This is a genomic window from Geomonas diazotrophica (genome assembly GCF_018919385.1).
Classification (GTDB): Bacteria; Desulfobacterota; Desulfuromonadia; order Geobacterales; family Geobacteraceae; genus Geomonas; species Geomonas diazotrophica.
Genome location: NZ_JAHLMF010000008.1, coordinates 70914 through 96739, shown reverse-complemented (window position 1 = coordinate 96739; position 25826 = coordinate 70914). Strand labels below are relative to the sequence as shown.

Sequence of the window (25826 nt, the reverse complement as noted above, 5' to 3'; positions counted from 1 at the left end):
AATTTCCGCCGATAGAGGAGGTGGCCAGTATGGAATACTTAAGCTATGGCCACGAATGCATCATCTACATCGTCCTGCTTTTGGTCGTCTGTCATCTGATTCTTGATGTGCTGCCGGTTTGGTTCAAGCGTGCGCGCCACCTCCTGGCATCGGTGCCGATCAGGATAACCGGCGGGCTCTTGATAATCATCGCTTCCTTTTTCCTCCTGTAGGTCCTCGCTTGCGAGGTTTTGCGGCAGGTGGAAAACAGCGCAGTGGGACACGTGAAGGCCGGGAACCATCCTCCCGGCCTTTCTGTTTGTTGATGTGCCGGCGACAGTTACAGCCGCAACCTGGCGACCGGCCATCCTGCGCCTGAGCCGGGGTCGAAAGGCGGGCGAATGATTATTCGCCCTTACGAGGGGGGGGGGCGGCAGGTTGCCGGGCAAGAACCTCGAAGACGAGTTTCAACCGGCACGCATCCTGGAGCAGGTCGCTCTTGGCCTTCGCTCCGTAGAGTTCGACGGACATGTCTTCCTCACCGCTTAGGGTGAGCCGCAGGACGTCCTTTTCGAGAACGCAGTCGAACTGCTGCACGACTCCGTTGCGGCGCCGGTCCAGGCCGTCGCACAGTCTGAGGATCCCACCCAGCCGGGCGACCAGGAGCTGGTCCGCCGCTGAGAGGCGCACGTACTCGTCATGCTTTTTCTTGGGCATGGACTTGCGGTGATAACGGGCGATGTTGGCCATCAGCTCCCGCTCGCGGGGGGTGAAACCGAACAGGTCGGCGTGACGGATCAAATGGTAGGAATGCTTGTGGTGGCTGGAATAGCTGATGAAGTAGCCGACGTCGTGCATGATTGCCGCGGCTTCCAGGAGCCTCAGTTCCTTGTCGCCCCAGCCGTAGCGCTTCGAAAGCGCCGAGAAGAGCTGCCGGGAGAGCTTGGCGACCTGCTGGGCGTGGGACTCATCGGAATGGCAGGAGCGGGCGAACTCGAGGGTGCTGTCGCGCCAGGAGCGCCTCTTCTTGTCGGGCAGCAGGTTACGGCGGCGCAGGCCGCGCAGGATGAGCCCTTCGCGGATGCCGCGCTCGTTGACCTTCAGGTGGTTCACCTGGAAAAAGTCCATCAGCTCGTCGACCGCGGTGACCCCGGCGACGATGATATCGGAGCGTTCCGGGTTCAAGCCGGGTATGGCGCGGCGCTCCTTGTCGCTCTTTCTCATCAGCATGGCCAAAAGGTGTACCAGCTCGGAGCGAAGCAGCTCGTAGCCGTGCAGGGAGTCGAACTTCTCGCGCCTTGCGGCGGCCACCATGGCGGCGATGGAGGTGACGGTCCCTCCGGAGCCTACCAGGCACTGCATGCCGGTGCGCTCCCCGCTGTAGGCGGCCTTCAGGGTTTTGCGGATATGCTTGCGCAGCTTCTGGTGTTCCGCTTGCTGTACGGGATCGCTTTTCAAAAAATTCTCGGTGAGAAAGACCGCGCCCAGTTCCAGCGACAGCATCTCCTCGGCGTGCGCGCCCAGCGCCGAGATCAGCTCGAGGCTGCCGCCTCCTATGTCGAAGATCAGGTGCCGCACCCCGTCCAGTTCGAAGTTGTGCTGGGCCGAGAGGGCGGCCAGCTCGGCTTCCTCCTCGCCGCTTATCACCTCGATGTCGAGGCCGGTCTGCTCCTTGATGGCCGCCACCAGCTCGCGCCCGTTGGCAGCCTTGCGCACCGCGCTGGTGGCCACGGCCTCGATTGAGGTGACCTTGTAGCCGTCGATGATCTTTTTCTGGCGGGACAGCGCCTCGACGGCGCGCTCCCACGCGGCGGGCGAGATGGCACCGGTCTGGTGCAGCCCTTCCCCCAGGCGCACCAGCACCTTCTCGTCGTCGAGGATCTTGTACTTGCCGCTCTCCGCGGTCTCGACGATGATGCTGCGGATCGAGTTGGTGCCGATGTCGATGGCGGCCAGCCGGTTTTGTTTCAACGGCTACTCCTTGGGCATGACGGGATGCCAGATTGTATCAGGACAGGGCGGACTGTGACAACCCGGGAGGGGTGGAAGGGTGACGCTACGTCAGGGCCTTCAACACTGCCTTTCTCGCCTTCTTGAACCCCTTGCGGACCTTCTTGAGGCTTGCCTCTTCCAGGCCGGTGACCTTCTTTTCCGCCTTGGTGAGTATCTTCGCGATCCGCTTGGAGCGCTTGTTACCGAAATCGTGCATCTGCAACAGGGCGTTCTCGATCCTCTCCAGGTCGGTCCCAAGTTTTCTGCCGCACTTTTCCGACATCTCCCCGACGAACCGGTCGCGGGTGGTCTGCGCCAGATTTTCCACTTTTTCCCGCATCCCTACCACGCGCTGCTGCATAAGCTGCACGGGCTTCTCCCGATCCTCCTGCTCCATCCCGGCCAGTTCCCTGGCCTGTTGCAGTATCGATCCCATGTGGCGCCGGTTCACACCGCGCACCTTGCTCAAACCTTCCTCTCCGGCCTGGGCGATCTTGGCGAAGCTGTCAAACCCGGCGTCGTACAGACGCTTGCCCAGGATTGCGCCGACGCCTTTCAGCCGTCTGAAATCTGCTGTGGACTGGACCATCTCTGACACTCCTTGTTCGTTGTTTGTCCCGACCTGGTTCCGGATCAGCCCCCTTGACGCAGGCGATCCACCGCCTTGCCGCGCGCGGTGATGATCCTGCCCGTTCCGGTCACCAGTTGCAGGAATTGCGGCTCTCCGCTGCCGCTAGCGTTTCTCTTGAACGAGACGGTACCCCCTTTGGGAAGAGAGAGGGATGCTTCTTCCCCGAGCAGCGCCTGCGTGACCAGGCCCAGGTCCGGCTCGTGTCCGACCAGCGCAACCTCGCTCGCCTGCGGGTAGAGCTTCAGCAACTCGTCAAGCATTTCCGGGCGGAAACCGGGTGAGAGCTCGGACGCGACGATCAGCTCCCGCTTGTAACGCAGCTTTTCCGCCAGGATGTCCGCCGTCTGCACCGCGCGCACCAGCGGGCTGGTCAGGATCAGGTCCGGCTCGATGCCGAGCGTGGCGAGGCTCTTGGCGGCTTTGCGGAAACGACGTCTGCCGCGGCGGGTGAGGTAGCGGTGCTCTTCTGGCACCTCAGGCGTTCTCTCTATGGCTTCTGCGTGGCGGACTATGTGGATGATCATGGGGGGCTCCATGGATTAGGCGACGTTAAAGACTTTAGCGAATCTATTTCGATTTGCAACCATCTGTCTCAATCCGCAGCCGACAGGTCAGGGCCAAGGTGAGGTACGTTACCAAGTGAGGGGGGAGCGAGCCGTGTGAGTGAGAGGGGCGGTACCGAAAGAGCTGCAGGTGGGGTTGAGGGAAAACGAGCCCTCCCGGTGAGGGGAGGGGGCATCTGTGGTCCTAGTGGTCAGTTCCGGCGTTGCACGGCGGGACGCGTCGTCAGCGCACCAGAAGCTGCTCCAGGTTTCTTTTCATGGAGTCGGAGATGGCTTCGGAAGGTACCGAGCCCCCTACGCCTCTGAGCCAGAAGCGGTCGACGGCGGTATCGCCCTGGGTGTCGACGGTCATCTTCACCGGAAACAGGCAGCGCATGCTGAAGTAGTCCAGCAGGTCCCCGAGAAAGCCCAGCCGGTCTACCCCCTCAAGCTCGACGAAGAGGCTGCCGTTGTGGCACGCCGTAGGCTCCATGGTGAAGGAGAGGAGCTCGATGCAGGCCGCCTTGCGGTCGGGCTCGGTATTGGCCAGCCGCAGGAAGTCGATCGCCTCGGGACTCCCGGCAAAAGGGGCGCTCTTCAGTTCGAAACTGGAGCGCCAGTTGCTGGCGTTGACCTTCTCCGCACTCCCCCGCACGATGCCGACGCGGTGCTCCGAGAGCCCGGCGGCAAGCCTGCCGCTCCATCCCGGCGCAAGGAAGCCGGCCATCCCCAGGCGGTAGCCGCCGGGGCGCCCGTAGATGGGCTCTATGGTGAAGCCGGTTTCCTGGAACCCGGCGTATGCCGTGTCTGTCGCTGACGATCTCATGGTGGCCAAGCTGTTCATTGCCGTTCTCCTTGGTGTGGCTGACGCTGCAGCGCGTCAGGGAATTCAGGCTGCTGTGCCCGTGGTGTTGCCTGCGGTATCCAGCTACCGGTAGGAGAGCATCTCTTTGCCGCAGCCGGTGAGGAAGTCGAAGACCTCGCCGCGGCTGAACAGGAAACGGGGCATGTCCTGGTTCATCAGGTCTTCAAGGAAATGCAGTGTGGTGGCGTCGTCCCGCTTCAGTTCGTTCATGACCGCTGCGAGCAGCGGCAGGATGTCGTAGAGGTCGTCCCGGTTGAAGGGGGCGCTGTCGCCCGGGCCGGAGAACTTGGCATCGAACCTGGTCTGCGTCGCCTTCGGGTACTTGTATTTCAGATCCGAGGGAATGATGGTGAGTCCCATGGTGTCACTCCTGGTGGCAGCCGCACCGGGAAGCGGTGCAGGTGCTGCGGCAGACGGGGGAATGCTGTGCCGGCTCCCCGTCGCGGTCGTAGCGGTCCAGGGAGGCCTTGGTGATGAACCATCCCTGGTCGGAGAGGGTCCCCTGCAGCGTTTTCTGCTTGAGCAGCATGAGAACGCGGGTTTCGGTGGTGGAGAGTTCGATGGCAGCCTCGGCCGCAGTGACGTGCGCGATACCGTCGATGATCTCTGTCATGGCAGCTCCTCCTTTTGCTGCTTCCCCTTACATGGAGCATGCCAGCCTCTGCTTCGCCAACGGGATGGGACGTTTTTCCGCACCTTTACAGGGACAATCGTCGCCTGACCCGCTCGCGGCCTGCTCATTAATTAGCCAGCCTGCCTGTCCTCGTGCAGTGTATCTGGGCGATCGGGGCCGTTTCCATGCGGGCCGCATTTACCGCGGACTGAAGGATCTGGTCGGGTGACTGCGGAGAGCAGGCGCCATATCGGAGTTGATAAGAAAGGCGAGACATAGTAACCTGCACCGGTATTTCATCACGCCTGTGAGAGATTTTATGCCGACACAATTGCAGCTCGACTCACTGAACGGGCTGGTCGAAGCCGAACTGCCGTCGCTGGTTGAGATCTATGAACATCTGCACGCCCATCCCGAGCTGTCCGGCCAGGAGCGCGAGACCGCCTCGCTGCTTTCGGGAGAGCTGAAGGGGCTTGGTTTCAAGGTTACGGAGGGGATCGGCAGGTACAGCAGGTTTGACTGGCCCGGTTACGGTGTGCTGGCAGTGCTTGAGAATGGGACCGGTCCGACCCTTTTGATGCGGGCGGACATGGACGCGCTGCCGGTCGAGGAGAATACGGGGCTTCCCTATGCCAGCAAGGCGAGGGCGGTCTACCGGGACGGCAGCGAGGTGCCGGTGATGCACGCCTGCGGGCACGACGTGCACGTCGCCTGCCTGCTGGGCGCCGCCCGCGTGCTGGCCCGCGCCAGGGAGTGCTGGTCCGGCACGCTGGTGCTGGTCGGCCAGCCAGGCGAAGAGGGGGGAGACGGCGCCCAGGCGATGATCGACGACGGTGCCTACCGGCTCTGCCCCAGGCCGGATTACGCCCTGGCCCTGCACAGCACCCTGTTTCTTAAGGCCGGGACTGCCGGTTACGCACCGGGCAACTTCCTGGCCAGCTTCACCGAGGTGGAGGTGGTGGTGCGCGGCGTGGGGGCGCACGGCTCAGCGCCGGAGCACGGCAAGGACCCCGTGGTGATGGCGGCGCAGGTTGTTCTCGCCCTGCAGACCATAGTGAGCCGCGAGATCACCCCGCACGAGCCGGCCGTGGTCACCGTCGGCTCCATTCATGGCGGCGCCGCGTGCAACGTGATTCCCGAAGAGGTGGTGCTGCAACTGAGCATCAGGAGCTTCGACGACCGGGTGCGCGACAGGATCCTGGACTCGGTGCGGCGCATCTGTGCCGGGGTGGCTCTCGCCGCAGGGGTGCCGGAGGAGCGCTCTCCCGTGGTTTCCGTGCCGGCCTGCCATCCTGCGACGTACAACGATCCCGTCCTGGCGGAGCGCGTGGCGGTGGCGCTGCGGGCCGCGCTTGGGGCGGATAACGTGGTTCGCTCGGCGGCGAAGATGGTGAGCGAGGATTTCGGCTCCTGGGGGCTTGGTGGCGCGATCCCGGTCTGCATGTTCTGGCTGGGGGCAGCCGATCCGGAGCTCTTCGAAAAGGGGCAGCGCCAAGGGGTGTCGCTTCCGTCGCAGCATTCGCCCTTGTACGCGCCGCTGCCCGAGCCGACGCTGCGGGCAGGGGTGAAGGCTTTGGTAGCCGCTGCCTGCGACCTCCTTCCGGCGGGGTAGGGGGACAATGGATAATGACAAAAGGAAAGGGGCGCATCTCGCGATGCGCCCCTTTTTGTATCGAGTTTGCCGGGCGTGAAGGGGAATGATCGTTCGCCTCTGCAGGGCCGGACAGGAGAAGCGGTCAGCGATCCTCATCCCTTTGCAGGGCGCGTCCGCCGGAGGATTCGCCGCGCCCGCGCCCCTGTCCGGGCTCATACTCGCGCGCCGGACGCGCAGGTTCGGCGGGCTCGGCCTTGGGCGCCGACGTTGCGGCCGGTGTCGGCGCGACCCTCGGTTTCTCGCTCCGGGGCGTCACCGGCCTTGCCGGTGCTGCCGGGGCGGCCGGGGTTACCGGAGCAGCCGCGGGTGCCTTCACCGCCGGCTCCGCTACGGGAGCGTGGGGCGCGGCTCCGCGCGCTGCAGGCGCCGGTGCAGTCGCTGCGGCGGGAGGCTGTACGTCGGGACGGTTCACCGGGCGCGGCTCCCTGCGCCGTCCCTCTCCCCGGCCAGGGCGTGCCGTGGCGGGTTCCCCGGTGACGGCAGGAGCCTGCTGAGCGCCCGGCTGCAGTTGGGGTTGTTGTTTAGGTTGTCCCGGCGGTCGCTGTTTGTCCGGTTTTCCCTGGGGCTGCGGCTTGTTGGTTGGCGCCGGCGGCTGAACCTTGTCTACCCGCGGCTGTAACGGTGCCGGCTGACGCTGCGCGGCCGGCGGGGGCGCACCCGGTTTGGGGGGCGCGGTCGTGGGGGCGGGTACGCCGGGCGCGGGCGCCGGCTCGCGCCGGTTCCACGGTTCTCTGCGTCTCTCACTGCCCGGGCGCGGCTGTTCTATCTTGCCGGGACGCAGTTGTTCGACCTTACCTGGGCGGGGCTGTTGTTCGACCTTGCCTGGACGCGGCTGTTCGACCCTGCCGGGGCGCCGCGGTTCCAGCCGCACCGGCGGCATCTTCCCTTCGTCACGGTGCCGTCTGCTCTCGACCCGCAGTTGGTCGCGGTATCTGCGAGTGTCGCGCTGCACCACTCGCTCGTTGATGGTGATGGTCGCGGCACGCTTGTTGATGTAGACGCCGCGCCGGTCCTGCGCGTAGGGACGCGAGCGGGTAATCCACCCGCCTCCGCGCCAGCCGTGGTAGTAGACCCTGTGTTCACGCCAGTTGAAGTCGCGGTTGAGCCAGGGGCCGATGGAGAAACCGACGCTGAAGGTTATGAAGGGGGAACTTGGGTAGTAGCGTTCAACGTAGACCACGGTCGGGTCGTACACCGGCACGTAGACGTACTGCGGGCGCGCCGGGACGATGCGGATGATGTCGCCCTCGAAGAAGACCTGCTGCTGCTGCGTGCTGAAGAGGTTGCCCTGGTCGTAGGCGAAGCGGCGCAGCCTCTGGATGGCGTCCATCACGTCCTGGGGCTGCTCGATGTAGGCCTGCCCCAGCGATGCGGTCCACTGGTACTCGCGGTCCATCATGTACAGCACCTGCGGGTAATGTGCCACCGCGCGCACGCTGATGTCCCAGGGTTGATAGTCGATGCGCGGGGTGTCGCCGTAGAGCCTGACGAAATTGGCCGCGTCGTGGATCTGGTCGACGAAGGTGGCCGCCGGCAGGATCTGCGCTATCAGCGGGTCGGGGTAGAGCGCGATCGGGCCGAGCAGGTCGTCCAGTTCCTCGGGGTAGAGCAGATCATCGCCCGCGTAGTTGTCTTGGTCAGACATCTGGTAGTAACCTGGCTCCGACTGTGCCTGAACCGGTACGGCAGTGACTGTAATAGGGATCAGTACTGTCATGAACAGAATGGTCAATAACCTTTTCATAGCTGTCTCCTAAGAGCGGATTGCCTTTGGCGCTACCGGTTCAGTCTAGCAGAAGCCGTCTGGCATGGCAAAGCCGGGATCTTGCATCTCGGGGGCGGTAAGGATCAACAGGCGGCCCGCATCTCCATGATCTTGGCATGCAGACCTTCCATGTCGAAGGGTTTTTGAATGTAGTGCATCTCCCGGTCGGCGATGATGCCGCGCTTGGCGATGATCTCGGACGAATAGCCGGTCATGAACAGCACCTTGGTGTCGGGACGCAGGACCGCCATGCCGCGCGCCATCTCCAACCCGTTCATGTCTGGCATGATCACGTCCGAGAGCACGAGGTCGATGTCGGTGTCGGTTTCCTTGCAGATACAGAGGGCGGCGTGCGGGGTCGCCGCCTGGATCACCTGGTAGCCGATCTTCTCCAGCATCTGGGTCGCCATGGCCCGCAGCATGTCGTCGTCCTCGACCACCAGGACCGTCCCGGTACCGCTGAGCGTCCCCGGCAGGTTCTGCGCGGGGGGCTCCGACTCGCCGCTCAGCCGGGGGAGGTAGATCCGGAAGGTCGTGCCGCTGCCGGGCTCGCTTTCCACGTCGACGAAACCGCCGTTCTGGGCCACGATGCCGTACACCGTGGCGAGCCCGAGGCCCGTTCCCCTCCCCACCTCCTTGGTGGTGAAAAACGGCTCGAAGATCCGCTTGATCAGCTCGCGGTCCATCCCGGTCCCGGTGTCCACGACGCTCAGGCAGGCGTACGAGCCGGGCTTTGCATCGAGGCGGTAGTCGCAGAAAGGCTCGTCCACGACCACGTTCTCGGTCTTTATGGTGAGCATCCCGCCGTCGGGCATGGCGTCCCGGGCGTTCACCGCGAGGTTCATCAGGATCTGGTCCACCTGCGAGGGGTCGATCTTCACCGTCCAGAGTGCGGGGTCGGGGGCGAAGCCGAAGCGGACCTCCTCGCCGATCAGGCGGCTCAGCGTCTTCTCGGTCTCCAGGCAGTGCTCGTTCAGGTTCACCGCGCGGGGGGAGATGATCTCCTTGCGGGAGAAGGCGAGGAGTTTGCGCACCATGTCGCGCGAACGCTCCCCCGCCTTGATGATCTCCTGCAGATAGAGCCGCAGCGGTGTCGCTTCCGGGGCTTCGAGCAGGCTCAGCTGCGCATAGCCAAGCATCACGCTCAGCATGTTGTTGAAGTCGTGGGCCACGCCGCCTGCCAGTTGCCCGATGGATTCCATCTTCTGCGAGTGCCTGAGCTGCGCCTCGATCTTTCTGTGTTCGGTGATGTCGATGCCGAAGCAGAGGGTGCCGATCCGCACCCCCTTCTCGACGATGGCGCTGTTGCGCCAGGAGATGGTGCGCATGGCTCCCGCCTTGGTCACGATCTGACCCTCGAAGGCGTTCATACCATCGTCGTTGGCAAGTTGCGGCGCACCGCACATCTTGAAGAAGGCTTCCGCCCCCATCACCGTCTCGAACCAGTTCTTGCCGGTCAGCTCTTCCTGGCTATAGCCGGTCATTTCTTCGCCGGTCCTGTTGATGAGCGTCACCTCGCCCTTGAGGTCCAGCCCGAGAATCATCACGCAGGCGGCCTGGATCAGGTTCTCGGTATACTCCTTCGCGGATTTGAGCGCTTCCACCGCCACCCTGCGTTCCGTGATGTTCTCGACGGAAAGGACGGTGCCGGCGATGCGGCCCTCCTGGTAGACGGGGGTGGCCCCGCAGGCAATGGTGATCGTGCCGCCGTCCTTGCGGACCAGGTCCGCCTCGAACTTAACGATATCCGCCGACCCGCTCGCCACGAGGTGCAGCTGCCCGAGCACCATGTCCCTCGACTCAGGATCGACCAGCCCGGGGAGGTCCCTGCCGTGAAGTTCCTCGGGGGTATAGCCGCTGGTCTCCGTGCAGCGCCCGTTGACCATGCCGATGGTGCCGTCCAGTTTCAGGACGATGACCGCATTCGCGCTGCTCTCCATGACCTTGCGCAGGAAGTTGTAGGAGTCCTGCAACTGGCGGTTGGCTCGGTTGATGGCACGGAAGGGGAGCAGTATGAAGACGATGAGGCCGATGCTGAGCCCCATCACCGTGACGAGGAGGGACTTCTTGAGGATGGGGCGCAGGGAGCGGCTGATCTCGACGCTGCCGATCACCTGTTTGCCATAAAGAACGGGGTGCGAACGTTGGATGACTGGGGCCTCGGGATCGTAACCGCTGGCCGCCAGTTCGCTCCCGACCGAATCGAGGATGCGATGCTTCTCTTTTTGTGCCGGGTCGCCGCGGTGGGAGAGCAGTGCGTCGAGGCGATGCGCCTCGCTGTGCCAGGACGCCGGTTCCAGGTCGCCCAGGCCGGAAATGATGCGGGCGTTTATTTCGGCCTCGGTCTCGAGGCTGCCGACGGCGTATTGGTAGCTGATGGCGAAGTAGCCGACGGGAAAGAAGAGTGCGACGAAGAAGGCGAGCAGTACTGTGCAGTTGGCGGTGAAGTGGACGGTTTGCTTCTCAGAACCAGTCATGGGCAAGCGCTCCTTGCGCAGCAACCGAATCAGGACCTCGTGCTCCGGCGAACTGACCGCAGCCAACGGTCCCGAGCACCGGCGAAGCAGATTAGCATCATTTTAGGAGAAAGAGAAGGACATTGTACCTATTTCACCTAAAAACGTTCATCAAATCTCTGAACCTGGCCCCTGTTGCTTTGAATATCCCTGGAGTCCATGGAATCATTCTTCCGAGGCTGCCTGCCACTGGTTATGACAACAGGTAAAGTCGGTTCTGTGTTGCAAGGGTAAAGGCCTTCGGCGGTGCGATGTTGTATACGCGAATGCGGCCGTAACGGCGGCCATATGCGTTGACAGCACCCGGAGCTTCTTGTATATATTGCCGTGTTACTGAAATGAAAATCGTGCTACCGCTGCTGCGGCTGCCACGGTACGCGGAGGAATATCATGCATATGGCGGATGCTCTGCTCTCGCCCACGGTAGGCGCGACGATGTGGGCCGTGTCCGCGGGGGGCGTCGCCCTCGGCTCGGCGCGGTTGCGCCGGGAGCATGACGACCGCCTGGCGCCGCTCATGGGCGTGCTGGGGGGCTTTCTCTTCGCCGCGCAGATGATCAACTTCTCCATCCCGGGTACCGGGTCGAGCGGCCACCTGACCGGCGGCCTGCTCCTCGCCATCCTGCTGGGTCCCAGCGCCGCCTTCCTCACCGTCGCCTCCGTGCTCATGGTTCAGGCCTTTTTCTTTGCCGATGGCGGCCTCCTCGCACTGGGGTGCAACATCTTCAATCTCGGCATGATCCCGGCACTGCTCGTCTATCCGCTTTGTTATCGCCGGCTGATCGGTCCGGAGCCGGGGCGCCGGCGCGAGGTGGTGGTGACCATGCTCGCGGCGCTCCTCGCCATGCAGTTGGGTGCGCTCTGCGTCGTCCTGGAGACGACAGCTTCGGGTGTCTCCGCGCTCCCGCTCGACAAATTCCTGCTTCTGATGCAGCCCATTCACCTGGCTATCGGCCTGGTTGAGGGGGCGGTCACGCTGGCCGTGGTCTCCTTCCTGCGCAAGGCCCGCCCCGAACTGCTCGCCAGGGGGAGCGCCCCAAGCGCCGCCTCCGGTCGCCTGGTGCTCGCCGGTTTTTTGGTCTGCGCCCTTTTCGTCGCCGGCGGCCTGTCCCGCTTCGCTTCGGTAAAGCCAGACGGGCTTGAGTGGTCGGTAGCCAGGGTTTCCGGGGAGGCCTCCCTCCCGGAGCACCGCTCCGGTTTGCCCGTCCTTCTGGGGGCGCTGCAGAGGAGGACGGCCTGGTTTCCCGACTACCGCTCCGTTTCTGCCGCCGCGCCCGTCCTTACACCCGCTCCGGCATCGGCCGGTCCGCAGCCCTTGCCTGTCTCCGGCAAGGGGAGCGGGGCTGCCGGCGTCGCGGGCACCGCTCTCACCGTCCTTCTGGTCGCCGGTGCGGCGCTGCTGCTGCGCAGGGGCAACCGGGGAGCGTTACCCCCCCGGGCGTAGCGGGAAGGCGGCTGCGGCCGGCGAGGATGGGAGCCTGATGGCATCGGTACACGGGGCATTGCTCGATTTGAAGCGGCTGGACCGGCTCGCGGGAGGGGATACCCCCCTGCACCGGCTGGACCCCCGCGCCAAGGTGCTGGCTACCCTCGTTTTCATCGTCTGCGTCGTTTCCTTCGGCCGCTACGAACTCTCCGCCCTGATCCCCTTCTTCATCTTCCCCGTCTCCCTGGTCGCTGCGGGCCGGCTTCCCGCCGGTTACCTGGCGGCAAAGGTGGCCCTGGTCGCCCCCTTCGCCATCGCCGTCGGCATCTGCAACCCCTTTTTCGACCGCGGCATCCTGGTTCACCTGGGAGCACTGGACATCACCGGCGGCTGGGTCTCCTTCGCCTCCATCGTGCTGCGCACCGCGCTTACCGTCGGTGCCGCGCTCACCCTGACCGCGCTCACCGGTTTCGCCTCCATCTGCCGCGCCCTGGTGCGGCTTGGGATGCCCAAGGCGTTCGCCATGCAGCTCCTTTTCCTCTACCGCTACCTGTTCGTGCTGGCGGAGGAGGGGGGGCGGGCCTCGCGGGCGCGCGAGCTGCGTTCCTTCGGCCGCAAGGGAAGCGGGCTCGCGAGCTACGCCTCGCTCCTGGGGCACCTGCTGCTGCGCACCTGGCAGCGGGCCGAGCGGATGCACATGGCGATGCTGGCGCGTGGTTTCACGGGCGACTTTCCCTCGGCGCAGGGGGGGCGCTTCGGCGCGCGGGAGGTCGTCTTCGTGCTCTTTTGGAGCGCGCTCTTCATCACCTTAAGGTTGTACAACGGCGCCGAGCTGCTCGGGACGCTGGTAACGGTGTACCTGTCATGAGCCACCACATCCTGGAAATCGATCACCTGCGCCACGTCTATCCCGACGGCACCGAGGCGCTGCGCGACGTAAGCTTCAGCGTCAGCCACGGCGAGTCCGTGGCCGTGATCGGGGCCAACGGCGCGGGGAAATCCACGCTCCTCGCGCACCTTAACGGGCACCTGCTTCCCCATTCGGGCGAGGTGCGCATCGGTCACGTCCCGGTCGACCGCTCGACCCTGCTCGAGGCGCGGCGCACCGTCGGGATGGTGTTCCACGACCCGGACGACCAGCTCTTCATGCCCACCGTCTACGAGGACGTCGCCTTCGGCCCGATGAACCTCGGCCTGGCGGGGGGGGAGTTGAAGAACTGCGTGGCCGAGGCGCTGCGCCGGGTCGATGCGGAGCACCTGGCGGCGAAGGCGCCTTATCATCTCTCCGCCGGGGAGAAGAGGCGCGTGGCCATCGCCACGGTCCTCTCCATGTCGCCGGACATCCTGGTCATGGACGAGCCCACCAACGGCCTGGACCCGTACGCCCGCCGGCAGCTGATCGGGCTCCTGAAGGATTTCCACCATAGCAAGATCATCACCAGCCACGACCTGGACATGGTGCTGGAGGTCTGCCAGCGGACCGTGGTGCTTTCGGCGGGGGTGGTGCGGGCCGACGGGCCCACGCTGGAGATCTTTCGGGACGAGGCGCTGCTTCGGGAGTGCCGGCTGGAAAAACCGCTGTCCATGCAGGGGTGTCCGGTCTGCGGCGCTTGAGGGTGCTGAAAAAGGGAAGGGCACAAAAAAAGCCCCGGATTGCTCCGGGGCTTTTGTAAAGTTCTACGCTATGTGAGTGGGATTAAACCCTGCTGACGTTTGCTGCCTGGAGACCTTTCGGGCCCTTGACGATTTCGAAGGTCACGCTGTCGCCCTCGGTGAGGGATTTGAAGCCGTCGCTGTTGATGGCGGAGAAGTGAACGAAGACATCCTCGCCGTTCTCCTGCTCAAGAAAGCCAAACCCCTTGCTGTCGTTAAACCATTTTACAGTGCCGTTTACCATTTACTTACTTCTCCCATAGTACTTCTTTTTGGTTTTAATCCACGGGTATTCGAGGACGCGTAACCATACCACCTTGCAACAGTAGTGTCAATATATTTTAAATTAGATTTAAAGGTTTTTACTTAGTATACAGAATCCGGCGCGTTGACACAGGGGGCGCGCTGTAGTAGCGTGCCTTACCGTGACAGCGATAAGGATGCGGCAGATCCGTCTGCAGTGCCACAGAACCGAGGAAATGAGTCTATGAAGATCTGGATAGATGCCGATGCCTGCCCCAAGGTCATCAAGGAGATTGTCTTTCGCGCATCGCAGCGCTTAAAGGTGCCGGTTTGCCTGGTCGCCAACAGCGACCTGTCCCGGGCGCACACGGCGCTCATCAGTTCGGTGCGCGTGGCAGCCGGCTTCGACGTCGCCGACGACTACATCGCCGAGCACGCCGAGGCGAGCGACCTGGTGATCACCGCCGACATCCCGCTGGCCGCCCGTGTCGTTGAGCGCGGAGGAGTTGCGCTCGACCCGCGCGGTGAACTCTACACCGAGGAGAACGTGGGGGAGCGCCTTTCCATGCGCAACCTGATGCAGGAGTTGCGCAACGACGGCTTGCTGCTTGGAGGCCCTGCGCAGTTCGGTCTTGCCGATCGGCAGCGTTTCGCCTCGGCTCTGGACCGGCTGCTGACCCGCATGATGCGCGGCGATCGTCCCTGAATATCGACTCTTGCTGTCATAGCCTTAGCCCTTTTCTCCCTCTGCTATATCTATTGCCTTTCGGTCGCTTTTGCGACCTGATCCTCTCTTGTATCTCTGCCGTTGCCTTATGGCACTGTCTTCCTTCATGCCTGAACCAGATTTCCTGCCAGTGTGATAAAATCTTTTGTAACTCTGCCTCAGGTCGTGCTAATGTCGCGGCAAAAATGACAGTTTGTAAATAATTCTTGAGACAGTGCGACGCCTATGACTGCCCACTATCAACAGAGGTCCTCCGAGGAAGTAGAACTCGAACAAAAGCGCGCCGAGCTTGCTTCCCTGCGTGCCCGCCACGCCGAGGCTGCCACCGTCTTGCACCGGTTGCGCGAGGAGATCGCGGGTTTCGAACGGAACTACCAGCAGACGCTGGGGCGGCGCATGGCCGAGCTGGAAAGGCTTGAGGCCGAGATCGCGAGGGCTACCGGCGCTTACGTTCCGGAAGATGCGGAAGGTGGCGAGGATGAGGGCTCCGGCCCAAGCCGCGACGACGATTTCCGCGATGGCCAGACCTACCAAAGCGGCACCTCCTTCCGGGGAGAAGGTCAGGCGCGCGGGCGGGTCTGGAAGTCTGATCCCCGGGACATAAAGGCGTTGTACCGGGAGGTCGCCAAGGCCATCCACCCCGATCTGGCCGGGGAGGGTGCCGGCTCGCTGCGGCACGAGCTGATGCTGAAGGCCAACAAGGCCTACGCCGAGGACGATCATCGTGCCCTGCGCGAGATCTTAAGGAGCTGGCGGCGGCATTTCCCCGAACAGGCAGAGCAAAGCGACCTGAGGGCGGAGTTGTCACGGCTTAAAAAGCAGATAGCCGTCGAGGTCGAGGCGATCCGGGAGATCCACGAGCAGATCGAGCAACTCCGGGGCAGCTACGTGCACCGTTTCAAGCTGCGCGTCGATGAAAGCGCCGCCGCCGGCAGCGATCTCTTCGCGGACCTGGTGGCTGCCGCGGAGATAAACATCGCGCGTGCCCAGCGACGCCTGGCTGCCCTGCTGGGTGAAAAGGGCCGCGGGCGCATGCAGGGGGCGGCGAGGCAAAGCCGCGTGGTCTCCTTCCCGGACGACCAACCCTGCGGCAGCCTGTACCTGCGCGAGCTTCACTCCGTTAGTTTCAACGCCTGGAAGAAGGCGGGGCCTGCCATCGGTGCGGTCCAGGTAGGCCTGGACCAGGCCCTGCGGCTGGACGTGAAAGAGGGGGCGAGCCGGAAGCTCAAGCTGTTGAACGGGTTGCGTCCGGAGGACCTGCAGTCGCTCTTTCTGTACGACGTCTGCGACGCCGACCTGGACAGCATCGTCCACCTCTCGGGCCTGGAGGAGCTCTACCTCTACGGCCCGGAACTGACCGACGCGGCCCTGCTCAGCATCTCGACCCTTGCGAACCTGAAGAGGATCTACCTGTACCAGACCCGTATCTCCGACCGCGGCCTTGTCTACCTGCAGGGGATGCAGGGGCTGCAGGGACTGACCAGCAGTGGCAACAGCATCACCGACGAGGGCCTGGCCGTGTTCCAGCAGGCGATACCGGGGGTGAAGACGGTGAGCTTCAAATGGAGGCGGTGAAGTAGGGGGGGACGCCGTCCCGATACTGGAATGAAGAAGGCCCGGGAAGGAGTCCCCGGGCCTTCTTGCGTTTTGAGCAGTAAGGGGCAGGAAGGGGGGGCGAATGATTATTCGCCCCTACACGCGTGAGATTGCAGGTTCTGTAGGGGCAAATAAATATTTGCCCGGCCGCCGGTGCCCGGCCATTGCCGAATGGCGTGAGAGGTGAAGGTGCGATTGAGGGGGGCGAATGATTATTCGCCCCTACATGCGTGAGATTGCAGGTTCTGTAGGGGCAAATAAATATTTGCCCAGCCGCCGGTGCCAGGTCATTGCCGAATGGCGTGCGAGGTGGCGGTGCGACTGGGGGGGCGAATGATTATTCGCCCCTACACGCGTGAGATTGCAGGTTCTGTAGGGGCAAATAAATATTTGCCCAGCCGCCGGTGCCCGGCCGTTGCCGAATGGCGTGAGAGGTGAAGGTGCGATTGAGGGGGGCGAATGATTATTCGCCCCTACATGCGTGAGATTGCAAGTTCTGTAGGGGCAAATACATATTTGCCCGGCCGCCGGTGCCCGGCCATTGGCGAATGGCGTGAGAGGTGGAGGTGCGACTGGGGGGGCGAATGATTATTCGCCCCTACATGCGTGAGATTGCAGGATCTGTAGGGGCAAATACATATTTGCCCAGCCGCCGGTGCCAGGTCATTGCCGAATGGCGTGCGAGGTGGCGGTGCGACTGGGGGGGGGGCGAATGATTATTCGCCCCTACATGCGTGAGATTGCAGGTTCTGTAGGGGCAAATAAATATTTGCCCAGCCGCCGGTGCCCGGCCATTGGCGAATGGCGTGCGAGGTGACGGTGCGACTGGGGGGGGGCGAATGATTATTCGCCCCTACATGCGTGAGATTGCAGGTTCTGTAGGGGCAAATAAATATTTGCCCGGCCGCCGGTGCCCGGCCATTGGCGAATGGCGTGAGAGGTGAAGGTGCGATTGGGGGGGGCGAATGATTATTCGCCCCTACACGCGGGAGATTGCAGGTTCTGTAGGGGCAAATACATATTTGCCAGGCCGCCGGTGCCCGGTCATTGCCGAATGGCGTGAGAGGTGAAGGTGCGACTGCGGGGGGCGAATGATTATTCGCCCCCCAGAGGTGCAGTCAACGGGTGGGCAGGCTGTGCACATACGCCCCTAAACGTTGAGAAACCGCGCCATGTCGGCGATGAGGTCGTCCGGGTCCTCGAGCCCCACCGAGAGACGGACCAGGGTATCCTTGATGCCGCGCGTCTCGCGCTCGGCCGGGGGCATCGCCGCATGGGACATCTTGGCGGGGTAGGAGAGGATGCTCTCGACGCCCCCCAGGCTGACCGCGAAGGCGGCAAGCTTCACCCCTTCCAAGAGCCGCTTGGTGACGTCGTAGTTCTCGAGCTCGAAGGAGAGCACGCCCCCCGGGCCGCTTGCCTGGCGGTTGTGGATCTCGTGGCCGGGGTGGTCGGGAAGTCCGGGGTAGTAGACCCGCCGCACCTGTTTCTGCCCGCAGAGCCAGGCCACTATTTTCCGGGCACTTGCCTGGTGTTCCTCCATGCGGACCTTGAGGGTTTTCAGGCCGCGCAGCACCAGCCAGCAATCCTGCGGCCCGAGCACGGCGCCGAAGGCGTTCTGGATGAAGCGCAGCCTCTGCCCCAGTTCCTGATCCCTGGCGACGGCGAAGCCGCAGATCACGTCGGAGTGTCCGTTTAAAAACTTGGTGCCGCTGTGGACCACGATGTCGCACCCAAGTTCCAGCGGCCGCTGCAGGTACGGGGTCATGAAGGTGTTGTCCACGATGGTGAGGATGCCGTTCTCCTTGGCGAGGGCGACCGCGGCGGGGAGATCGGTGATCTTGATGAGCGGGTTGGACGGGGTCTCCAGGTAGAGCGCCTTTGTCTCGGGCCGGATCGCCGCGGCGATGGCGGCAACGTCGGTGGCGTCGACGAAGGTCGCCTCCAGCCCCCACCCCTTGAACAGGGTGGTGAGGAGCCGGAAGGTGCCGCCGTAAACGTCCTCGCACACCACCAGGTGATCGCCCGGCTTGAACAGGAGCAGGGTCGAGGCGGTGGCCGCGATCCCCGAAGCGAAGGCGAGGCCGACGGCTCCTTTTTCCAGCCCGGCCATCGCCTCCTCGAGCGCCTCGCGGGTCGGGTTGCCGGAACGGGCGTAGTCGTAGCGGCCGAAGCTGTCTACGGAGCGCTGCGCGAAGGTCGAGGACAGGTAGATGGGGTGGCTGACGGAGCCGTGCTCGGGATCGATCGGGTCGACGCCGTGGATCAGTTCGGTGGCGAATTTCATGCGTGCTCTCCTTCGAATGCCTGCGCCAGGTCGGCGATCAGGTCGTCCTTGTCTTCGATTCCAACCGACAGACGCAGCAGCAGGTGGTTGATGCCGAGTCGTTGCAGTTTCTCGGGCTCTATGTCCGCGTGGGTCTGCACCTGGGGGAAGGTGATCAGGCTCTCGACCCCGCCGAGACTCTCGGCGAAGGAGATGAGCTCCGTCTTCATCAGGAGCCGGTTCACCAGAGCCGGTTCGGTCACCTCGAAGGCGATCATGGCGCCGAAGCCCCCGCACTGGCTCTTCATCAGCTCGTGTCCCGGGTGGTCGGGAAGCCCGGGGTAGTAGACCTTGCCAACCTGGGGGTGTCGCTCCAGCCACCGGGCCAGCGCCAGGGCGTTCTCCTGCTGACGCTCCATGCGTATGGTGAGCGTCTTGATGCCGCGGATGGTAAGCCACGAATCCTGGGGACCCAGCACGGCGCCGGCACCGTTTTGGTGGAAGTACACCTTTTCCGCGAGAGCCGCGTCCTTCACCGCAACCACGCCGCAGACCACGTCGTTGTGCCCGGCAAGGTACTTGCTCCCCGAGTAGACGGTGATGTCGGCCCCGAGGTCCAGGCAGCGCAGCAAGTACGGCGTGAGGAAGGTGTTGTCGACGATGCAGAGCATGTCGTTTTCCTTGCAAAGGCCGGCCAGCTGCCGCACGTCGGCCACCTTCAGGAGCGGGTTGGTGAGGGATTCCACGAACAGGGCGCGGGTGTTGGGGCGGACCGCCTGGCGCACCAGCTCCACGTCGCTTGTGTCGACGTAGCTGAAGCTCAGGCCGAACTGCTGGAACAGCTTCTCGAACAGCCGGTAGCTGCCGCCGTAGAGGTCTTCGGTGACGATCAGGTGGTCTCCCTGTTTAAACAGGAACATGAGACTCGTGATGGCGGCCATCCCGGAGGCGTAGGCGAAGCCGCGGCTGGCGCCTTCGAGCCTGGCGATCCCTTCCTCGAGGGCCTGCCGGGTCGGGTTGCCGGAGCGGCTGTAGTCGTACCCGGTGCTCCGGCCGAGGCCGGGGTGGCGGAAGGTGGCGGTCTGGTAGATGGGGACGGTGACCGCGCCGGTCCGGCTCTCCCGTTCCAGGCCTATCTGTGCTGCAGTGGTTGCGATGTTCATCGTAGCCTCCAAATGGAAAAGTCCCCTTCCGGGGTCGGAAGGGGACTCATCTAATGGCTTGGTCCGCACTTCCTTATCTTTCGGAACGTTTCCGTTCCGCAGGATTTGGCACCTTCCCCCCGTGGGGAGGTTGCCGCGACGTCACAGGGCCAGTCCCTCGATCGCTCTAGATAAGTAATGCTATTCGGTTGTAAAGGGTGCCGCTTTAACCAGCGTCTTTAGTAATACTGAGACGGTGCGCTTTTGTCAACCGGAAAACTCGACTTCTTGACTAAAATAAAAGTTATTTCCGGCAAATCCTTTCCCTACCGCGCTGGTCGTGTTGCCCCGCGCCGTCGCGCACTGCACTACGAGCTGAAAGGGGGCGCCGATGGTATATTGGGGCTTCGTTCTGTATCTGGTTGGCGGCAACTCGCTCATTCTCTTTCATACGGCAGGTGATCGAACATTCTGTCCGTTCCACTTTTTGCGATACTGAGAACCTGCAGGCGCGTTCCCTTTCATTGATCCTCCTGTCTTGCTATGCCGGCTGACACAAAGAAAAAGTTTATTTTGTTGATTTGACAATGCATGGAAACCTGCCACTATATTGCCAAGCAGATAATGATCAATGGAGGGATAATCAATGGCAACTTTGGTAGAGATCGCGGCTCAGATCGTAGCGTCACATGCGTCTAGCACTCCGATGACTTCTGATCAGCTTATATTCGAAATCAGCAAAGTGCACAGCGCCCTCAAAAACCTTGAAGCAGGCGAACCTGTCGAGGGTGTAGAGGAACCCAAGGCTTCCTTGACAGTAAAAGAAGCTTTCAAGAAAGGCGAGGTCGTCTGCATGCTGTGCGGCAAAGGAGGCTTCAAGACGCTGGCGCGTCACCTGAACACCGCGCACGGCATGAAGCCGGGCGAGTACAAGAAGCAGTTCGGCATCCCGGGCAAGCAGCCGCTGGCGGCCAAGAACTATTCCGAGGCTCGCAGGAAAATGGCTCTCGACCGCGGGCTGGCCGATAATCTCGCCAAGGCGCGCGGGGTGCGTATGGCCAACATAGAGGCGAAGAAGGCCGTCCCCGCCAAGGGCGCAAAGCCCGCCAAGGTGACCAAGGGCGCCAAGGCCCCCAAGGAAAGCGCCAAGGCAAAGGTGGCCTGATCATCCCATACGCACTGCAAAAAGCCGCTCCTTACGGGGCGGCTTTTTTTTATGGCGCAAGGAATTTCAGTCAAGGTAGCAACTAACCGTCAGCACAGCGGCACCGCCTTCTTCTCTTTAGGATTGGTTTTGCGCCCGTCATCGGTTAAACTCGCCTCCCCGTCGCAGTTGCTCGCGACGTTGCGATTGATTGCACTTTGCCGTTGCATGGTTGCCAAAGCGATGCGCACGTGTGACAATGCTTGCTTGGGAAGATGATGCGGACGTAAGTAGTGTCAGTAGGTGGTGCCGCCCGGTCTTTCTTTTCATTCCAAGTTTTGACGTTACCGTCATTAAGCTGCAACTGACATGCGCCGCCTACGGGAGTCAGCTATGCGGACACTGGTAGATCTTTTTCATAGCTTTGCACCGCGGGGGGATGATACCGCCCTGGTGAACCGTACCGGGGTGCGCCGCTTCGCGGTCTCGTACGGCGAGCTCTCCGAGCTCTCCATGAAGATGGCGGGCCTGCTGGCGCGGCGCGGCGTGGCTGCAGGGGATCGCGTGCTTTTGTGGGGTCCGAACTCCTCCTGGTGGGGTGTCGCCTACTGGGGCATCATCATGCGGGGTGCCATCGCCGTTCCGGTCGACTTCATGTCCGACCGCGGTCGCGCGGAGTCGATCCTGAAGCTGACCCAGGCCAAGGTGGTGCTGCAAAGCCGCTTCAAGCCGGAGCGGCTCGACGTCCCGGATTCCCTGCTGCTCGAGGACTTGAAGTACCTGCTGGAGGACGTCCCCCCTTACGCCGAGGTCGTGCATCCCGCGCCCGACGACATCGCGCAGCTCATCTACACCTCGGGCACCACCGGGAACCCCAAGGGGGTGATACTGACCCACAAGAACCTGGTGGCCAACATGGTCCAGATCAACCAGCAGGTTCCCATCATCACCCCGGAGTTTTCCTTCCTCTCGCTGCTGCCGCTGTCGCACATGTTCGAGCAGATGGGGGGCTTCTTCACCCCGCTGTACCGCGGCGCCACCGTCATCTATCCGCGCACCCTGAAGCCTTCCGCCATCATGGAGGCGCTCGGCGAGGAAGACGTCTACGTCATCATGTCGGTGCCGCGCCTGATGCAGCTTCTGAAGACGACCATCGAGCGCGAGCTCGCAGAGAAGCATCTCTCGGGCGTATTCGCCTCGCTCGCGAAGCTTGGGGAGGGGCTCTCCAAGCCCGCCAGGAAGAAACTCTTCTTCCCCGTGCAGAAAAAGTTCGGCGCCAACTTCACCGTCTTCGTCTCGGGGGGGGCGCCGCTCGACCCGGACGTGTTTCGCTTCTGGGATGCCATGGGCTTCACCGTGCTCGAGGGGTACGGCCTTTCCGAGTGCTCGCCGGTCCTCTGCGTGAACACCGTGGAGAAGCAGGTGGCGGGCTCGGTCGGGCCGCCGCTCCCCGGGGTAGAGCTGAGGCTCGACGGCAAGGAGGTGGTGGTCAGGGGAGACAACGTCTTTCCGGGGTACTACCAGAACGAGGAGGCGACCCGGGGCGCCTTCACGGAGGACGGCTGGTTCAAGACCGGCGACCTGGGCGAGATCATGCCGGACGGCTGGCTCACCATCAAGGGGCGGGAGAAGGAACTGATCGTCACCGGCAGCGGGGTGAACGTCTACCCCGACGAGCTGGAGGCCGTCTTGAACAAGGTCGCCGGGGTGAAGGAGTCCTGCGTCATCGGCCTGGACCGCGGTGCCGGAGAGGAGGTGCACGCGGTCCTGCTGCTCGACGACAGCGGCGCGAAGCCCGACGAGATCCTGGCCCGGGCCAACGCCCAGTTGGACACCCTGCACCAGATCACCGGTTACACCATCTGGCCAGAGCCGGAGTTCCCGAAGACCACCACGCTGAAGATCAGGAAGTTCCAGGTCAAGGAGCAGGTGAAACAGGGTGCCGCCGCTGGTGGCGCCGGCGCGAGCCAGGATCACCTGGTGAACCTCCTGTCCAAGGTGACCGGCACCGACGCGGGCGAGATCAGGGAGGACTCCCTGCTGGTTGCGGACCTGGGACTCACCTCCATCGCCCGCCTGGAGCTGGTCAATTACCTTGAGCAGGAGTTCAGGCTCGATATCGAGGACTCGCAGATCGGGCCGCAGACCAGGGTTTCCGAGGTGCGCCGCATCATCGCCCGGCGCGAGAAGGGGCACCGGCGCGGCCATTACCGCTTCTGGACCAACACGGCGCCGGTACGCGCGCTGCGCATGCTGGGGGACGCGCTCTTGAACTACCCCCTGTTCCGCCTCTTCGTGCGGCTCGAGGTGCGCGGGCGCGAGAACGTAGAGCACCTGCAGGGGCCGGTGGTCTTCGTCGCCAACCACCTCGGGTACTTCGACCAGCCTTCCCTGATGTTCGCGCTCCCCAGGGAGGTCCGCTACCGCACCGCGACCGCCGCCTGGGAGGAATTCTTCTTCGGCGACTACCACGGGCTGGAACGTCTCTGGCGGCTTGCAACCTACCAATACGGGACCCTGTTTCTGAACCTGTTCCCGCTGCCGCAGACCAGCGGCTTCTCCGCAGCCGTGAAATACATGGGGAAACTCACCGACCGGGGTCAGAACACCCTGATCTTCCCCGAGGGGGGGCACTCGCACGACGGCAGCATGCAGGACTTTCAGCTCGGCCTTGGCATCATTGCCAAGGAGCTTGAGATTCCCATCGTGCCGGTGAAGATCGTCGGGACCGACAAGATCCTCCCGCCCCAAAAGACCGGCATTCCCAAGCGCGGCACGGTGACGGTCAGCTTCGGGAAGCCTCTGCGGTTCCGGTTCGAGGAGCCCGCAGAGATCGTGGCCAGGGCGCAGGCCGCGGTGGCTGAAATTCAATGATCGTTGCGATGAAGGAGTGTGTCGGATGAAGGAACCGATTTCCCTGGCTTACCGCCGCTACGCCCTGGGGCTGCTTTTGGCGGTTAACCTGCTCAACTACATCGACCGGCAGGTGCTGTTCGCCGTCTTCCCGCTGATCAAGGCGGACCTCTCCATAACCGACACGGAGCTCGGCCTTCTCGGGAGCGCCTTCATGGTGAGCTACATGGTGATCGCCCCAGTGTTCGGCTGGCTCGGCGACCACTGGGACCGGGTCAAGCTCGCCTCCACCGGCGTGGTCATCTGGAGCTTCGCGACCATCCTGGCCGGCTTCGCGCCCGGCTACCGCACCCTGCTCGCCGCCCGCGCCACCGTCGGGGTGGGTGAGGCGAGCTTCGGGACCGTCTCGCCCGGACTGATCGCGGACTTCTTCGAGAAGGAGAAGCGCGGCAGCGTCCTCTCCTGGTTCTACGTCGCCATCCCGGTGGGGAGCGCCCTCGGGTACCTTCTGGGGGGCGTTCTCGGGCAGCGTTTCGGCTGGCACTCCGCCTTCCTCATGGTCGGTCTCCCCGGCCTCATGGTAGCGGTGCCGCTCTGGTTCCTGCGCACGCCCGAGCGCAGGATCACCGAAACGGATCAGGCGGGGGAGGGGGGGCACGGGTTTGCCGCGTACCTGCAGCTCTTTAACAACCGCTCCTTCGTCACCAACACGCTCGCCATGGCCGCCATGACCTTCGCCATCGGCGGGCTGGCGCAGTGGATCCCTACCTTCCTCTTCCGCACCCATGCCCTGAACGTGGAGAAGGCCAACCTCATGTTCGGCGCCGTCACCGTGGTGGCCGGCATCATGGGCACCCTGGTCGGGGGGGTGCTCGGCGACCGCTGGCAGAAGAAGAGCAGCAAGGGGTACCTCCTGGTGTCGGGCTGGGGCTTTTTCATCGGAGCCCCCTTTGCCGCCTGGGCCATCATGGCGCAGGACGTCCCCTCCTGCATGGCGGCGATCTTCATGGCGGAGTTCTTCCTCTTCCTCAACACCGGCCCACTCAACACCGTCATCCTCAACGTGACCGATCCCGCCGTGCGCGCCATGGCCTTCGCGGTCAACATCTTCTTCATCCATGCGCTCGGGGATGCCATCTCCCCGTCCATCCTGGGGTGGTTTTCCGACCAGTGGGGGCTCAGGACGGCTCTCTTGTCCACCCCGCTCGTGATGGTGCTGGCCGGCGTCTTCTGTTTCGTCTGCGGCCGCTTCGTGGCCCATGACATGGCGCAGGCCGAGCCCTCCCCCTGACTCGAATCAACCGACCACAACCAGAGGTTACCGTGACTGAAAACAACCGTCTCCACTTGAGCCGACTGATCCTCATCATCGTCTGCGCCGCCGTCCTTTCCGGCTGCGCCGCCGTGAAACAACCTCTCACCGGACTGGTCCCGGGACGCAGCGTCACCACCCTGCAGTCCTCGGTGAGCCTCTCTGCCTCGTCGGGCGAGCGCAGCAGTGCCGGGCGCGGCTACCTGGTCTACCAGGCCCCCGACATGTACCATCTGCTCATCCTTTCACCGTTCGGGCAGACCATGCTGGAGGCCTTCGGCGAGAGCGACCGCTTCACCTGCGTCATTCCGTCCAGGCAGGTCGCCTTCACCGGGCTTCTCTCCGAACTCCCGGAGCAGAGCGCCCTGAAGAGCCTGCAGCTGTTCCAGTGGGTGATGGCCCCGTCGCCCCTGCCGCTGCCAGGACCGCTCCGGCAGAAGGTGGAGATCGCCGGTACCTCCTACCACTACGACGAGATCGGGATGCTGGAGCGCAAGGTGGCTCCTTCGGGCGACCAGGCGAGCTACCAGGGGTATCGGAGCCTTGACGGCGTCCCCTTTCCCGAGACGATCGAGATCCGTAGCGCCGCCGGGGGCGAGGTGCGCATCGTCTTCGACGAACCGCAGTTGAACGCACCGGTCGAGGCCTCGTCGCTCAAGCCTGATCTGTCGGGGATGGCGGTGTATCCCCTTGCCGAGTTCAAGGTCATGTAGCGCCGCAAGTTGACCGGGCGCAGATCTTTGCCATAATAGGCCCTTGTGTGTTTTTGGCGGCACGTTGGTTCCGAAGGCTGCTGTTGGAGTTGCTGAGCCGTTCAAAACAAAACTTTTAATTATATCTGCGTCTTGCTATCCTTAGTCTCAGCATGACCAAGAGGTGCAGGGCCCAAACGCTCAGCAGCAGAAGTT

At 63.3% G+C, this 25826-nt stretch carries 22 protein-coding genes and 1 riboswitch; of the genes, 11 read left to right on the top strand and 11 right to left on the bottom strand.

Features of this window, described 5'->3' with window-relative positions; genetic code table 11:
- Positions 1-29 precede the first annotated feature (29 nt).
- The gene (locus tag KOM00_RS10385) at positions 30-212 is read left to right on the top strand and encodes a hypothetical protein (RefSeq protein WP_216498851.1); all 183 of its coding nucleotides are present in this window, start codon (positions 30-32) and stop codon (positions 210-212) included.
- Positions 213-384: 172 nt separating this feature from the next.
- Here the strand turns inward: KOM00_RS10385 and KOM00_RS10380 are convergent, their stop codons facing one another.
- The 6 genes from KOM00_RS10380 to KOM00_RS10355 all read right to left on the bottom strand — a co-directional run bounded on the left by KOM00_RS10380 (position 385) and on the right by KOM00_RS10355 (position 4622).
- Entirely contained in the window at positions 385-1950 is a 1566-nt protein-coding gene (locus tag KOM00_RS10380) for a Ppx/GppA phosphatase family protein (protein WP_216498850.1), read from the bottom strand.
- Between the two features lie 85 nt (positions 1951-2035).
- Positions 2036-2560, bottom strand: coding sequence for a helix-hairpin-helix domain-containing protein (locus tag KOM00_RS10375; protein ID WP_216498849.1), 525 nt, complete (start codon positions 2558-2560; stop codon positions 2036-2038).
- Positions 2561-2604: 44 nt separating this feature from the next.
- Entirely contained in the window at positions 2605-3126 is a 522-nt protein-coding gene (locus KOM00_RS10370) for a SixA phosphatase family protein (RefSeq protein WP_216498848.1), read from the bottom strand.
- A gap of 262 nt (positions 3127-3388) precedes the next feature.
- Positions 3389-3988 (bottom strand): hypothetical protein, encoded by a 600-nt coding sequence (locus KOM00_RS10365; protein ID WP_216498847.1) that lies wholly within the window; start codon positions 3986-3988, stop codon positions 3389-3391.
- Positions 3989-4072: 84 nt separating this feature from the next.
- The gene (locus KOM00_RS10360; protein WP_216498846.1) at positions 4073-4369 is read right to left on the bottom strand and encodes a hypothetical protein; all 297 of its coding nucleotides are present in this window, start codon (positions 4367-4369) and stop codon (positions 4073-4075) included.
- Positions 4370-4373: 4 nt separating this feature from the next.
- Complete coding sequence (locus KOM00_RS10355; RefSeq protein WP_216498845.1) at positions 4374-4622, bottom strand: hypothetical protein; 249 nt, start codon at positions 4620-4622, stop codon at positions 4374-4376.
- Positions 4623-4941: 319 nt separating this feature from the next.
- On the opposite strand from KOM00_RS10355, the gene KOM00_RS10350 reads away from it, so the two are divergent.
- Entirely contained in the window at positions 4942-6234 is a 1293-nt protein-coding gene (locus KOM00_RS10350) for an amidohydrolase (protein WP_216498844.1), read from the top strand.
- Positions 6235-6358: 124 nt separating this feature from the next.
- Here KOM00_RS10350 and KOM00_RS10345 read toward each other — a convergent pair whose 3' ends face one another.
- Positions 6359-8020, bottom strand: coding sequence for a DUF3300 domain-containing protein (locus tag KOM00_RS10345; protein ID WP_216498843.1), 1662 nt, complete (start codon positions 8018-8020; stop codon positions 6359-6361).
- A 104-nt stretch (positions 8021-8124) separates the two neighbouring features.
- Complete coding sequence (locus tag KOM00_RS10340) at positions 8125-10518, bottom strand: PAS domain-containing hybrid sensor histidine kinase/response regulator (RefSeq protein WP_216498842.1); 2394 nt, start codon at positions 10516-10518, stop codon at positions 8125-8127.
- A 429-nt stretch (positions 10519-10947) separates the two neighbouring features.
- Between KOM00_RS10340 and KOM00_RS10335 the strand changes: the two genes are divergently transcribed.
- Genes KOM00_RS10335 through KOM00_RS10325 form a run of 3 tightly spaced genes read left to right on the top strand, consistent with a single transcriptional unit; the run spans position 10948 to position 13596 of the window.
- Positions 10948-12000 carry an energy-coupling factor ABC transporter permease gene (locus KOM00_RS10335; RefSeq protein WP_216498841.1) on the top strand — a complete coding sequence of 351 codons (1053 nt, stop codon included), beginning with the start codon at positions 10948-10950 and terminating at the stop codon, positions 11998-12000.
- Positions 12001-12037: 37 nt separating this feature from the next.
- The gene (gene cbiQ, locus KOM00_RS10330; protein ID WP_216498840.1) at positions 12038-12850 is read left to right on the top strand and encodes a cobalt ECF transporter T component CbiQ; all 813 of its coding nucleotides are present in this window, start codon (positions 12038-12040) and stop codon (positions 12848-12850) included.
- Complete coding sequence (locus tag KOM00_RS10325) at positions 12847-13596, top strand: energy-coupling factor ABC transporter ATP-binding protein (RefSeq protein ID WP_216498839.1); 750 nt, start codon at positions 12847-12849, stop codon at positions 13594-13596. Before cbiQ ends, KOM00_RS10325 begins: the two co-directional genes overlap by 4 nt.
- A gap of 82 nt (positions 13597-13678) precedes the next feature.
- Here the strand turns inward: KOM00_RS10325 and KOM00_RS10320 are convergent, their stop codons facing one another.
- Positions 13679-13879, bottom strand: coding sequence for a cold-shock protein (locus tag KOM00_RS10320; protein WP_129126184.1), 201 nt, complete (start codon positions 13877-13879; stop codon positions 13679-13681).
- Between the two features lie 243 nt (positions 13880-14122).
- On the opposite strand from KOM00_RS10320, the gene KOM00_RS10315 reads away from it, so the two are divergent.
- On the top strand, positions 14123-14584 hold the full coding sequence (locus KOM00_RS10315; RefSeq protein ID WP_216498838.1) for a YaiI/YqxD family protein: 462 nt from the start codon (positions 14123-14125) through the stop codon (positions 14582-14584).
- A 246-nt stretch (positions 14585-14830) separates the two neighbouring features.
- Complete coding sequence (locus KOM00_RS10310; protein WP_216498837.1) at positions 14831-16180, top strand: J domain-containing protein; 1350 nt, start codon at positions 14831-14833, stop codon at positions 16178-16180.
- A gap of 1171 nt (positions 16181-17351) precedes the next feature.
- Here KOM00_RS10310 and KOM00_RS10305 read toward each other — a convergent pair.
- Positions 17352-18488 (bottom strand): trans-sulfuration enzyme family protein, encoded by a 1137-nt coding sequence (locus KOM00_RS10305; RefSeq protein WP_216498836.1) that lies wholly within the window; start codon positions 18486-18488, stop codon positions 17352-17354.
- The gene (locus KOM00_RS10300) at positions 18485-19630 is read right to left on the bottom strand and encodes a trans-sulfuration enzyme family protein (protein ID WP_216498835.1); all 1146 of its coding nucleotides are present in this window, start codon (positions 19628-19630) and stop codon (positions 18485-18487) included. Before KOM00_RS10300 ends, KOM00_RS10305 begins: the two co-directional genes overlap by 4 nt.
- Before the next feature lie 70 nt (positions 19631-19700).
- A riboswitch (SAM riboswitch) is annotated at positions 19701-19807 on the bottom strand.
- Positions 19808-20255: 448 nt separating this feature from the next.
- Here KOM00_RS10300 and KOM00_RS10295 point away from each other — a divergent pair.
- From KOM00_RS10295 to KOM00_RS10280, 4 genes are all read left to right on the top strand, one after another.
- On the top strand, positions 20256-20774 hold the full coding sequence (locus KOM00_RS10295) for a MucR family transcriptional regulator (protein ID WP_216498834.1): 519 nt from the start codon (positions 20256-20258) through the stop codon (positions 20772-20774).
- Between the two features lie 372 nt (positions 20775-21146).
- Positions 21147-23627, top strand: a complete 2481-nt coding sequence (locus tag KOM00_RS10290) for an AMP-binding protein (protein ID WP_216498833.1) — start codon at positions 21147-21149, stop codon at positions 23625-23627.
- 25 nt (positions 23628-23652) lie between these two features.
- Complete coding sequence (locus KOM00_RS10285; protein WP_216498832.1) at positions 23653-24897, top strand: spinster family MFS transporter; 1245 nt, start codon at positions 23653-23655, stop codon at positions 24895-24897.
- A gap of 32 nt (positions 24898-24929) precedes the next feature.
- Positions 24930-25631 (top strand): outer membrane lipoprotein LolB, encoded by a 702-nt coding sequence (locus KOM00_RS10280; protein WP_216498831.1) that lies wholly within the window; start codon positions 24930-24932, stop codon positions 25629-25631.
- Positions 25632-25826: the final 195 nt, after the last annotated feature.